Below are 1,010 nucleotides of genomic sequence, written 5' to 3'. Positions count from 1 at the left end.
AGCTCCAGCACCGGAGCCCCCGCCAACGCCGCCCGCCAGTAGTTCAGTTGCTCTTCCAGTACCTCACCGGTCAGCCACTGTCGCTGCCACACCGCAAAGTCCGCGTACTGCACCTCCAGCGGCGCCAACGGATCCGCCTCACCATCCCGATAAGCCTCATACAGGTCCGACAGTTCACGCCGCAGGATCCGCCCGGACCACTCGTCCGACACGACGTGGTGCATCACCAGCGCCAGCACATGCTCATCCGCCGCCAGCCGGACCAACGTCGCCCGCACCAACGGACCCTCCGACAGGTCAAAGGCCCGCCCCGCATCCGCCGCCACCAACGCCCGTGCGGCCGCCCGCGGATCCACCGCATCGGACACATCCCGCACCGGCAACGGGACGGATGCCGGCTCGTCGATCACCTGGTAGGCCACGCCGTTCGAGCCCGCCACCAACCGCGTACGCAAGACCTCATGCCGCGCCACCACACCGGAGAGCGCCGCGCCCAGGGCCTCGACGTTCAAGTGCCCCCGCAGGCGTACGTGTGCCGGGGCGATGTATTCCGTGGAGCCGGGGTCGAACTGGTCGAGGAACCAAAGGCGTTGCTGTGCGAACGAGAGCGGCAGTGCCTGACCCCGGTCAGCGGGTGTCACCGAAGGTGCGCTTGCCCGGGCAGCTCCTTCAATAACCGATGCCAGGCCTCGTGCTGTCGGCTGGTCGAAGAGGGCCGACAGTGCGGCCTCGACGCCGAACACCTCGCGGACCCGGGAGATGACCTGGGTGGCGAGCAGCGAATGCCCACCGAGTTCGAAGAAGTCGTCGGCTGCACCGACGCGGTCCAGGCCGAGTACCTCGGACAGGATCCCTGTCAGTAGTTCCTCGGTCTCGGTGGCCGGGGCCACGAATCCGTCCACTCCACTGGCCTGGACTCCCTGTGGTTCGGGGAGGGCGGCGCGGTCGAGTTTGCCGTTCCCGGTCAGCGGCAGCTCCGCCAGCTCCACAAACACCGACGGCACCATGTA

The 1,010-nt window shown here is 68.0% G+C and carries 1 protein-coding gene; it reads right to left on the bottom strand.

From position 1 onward, the window contains the following. Window positions 1–1,010, bottom strand: a 1,010-nt coding sequence (locus ACH492_RS40080) for a condensation domain-containing protein (protein WP_398994385.1), incomplete at both ends; no start/stop codon positions are given.

The organism is Streptomyces sp. NPDC019443, from assembly GCF_044389785.1.
Taxonomy (GTDB): domain Bacteria; phylum Actinomycetota; class Actinomycetes; order Streptomycetales; family Streptomycetaceae; genus Streptomyces.
Note: the sequence above shows the minus strand (reverse complement) of the source record. Positions and strands in the feature narration are given on the sequence as shown.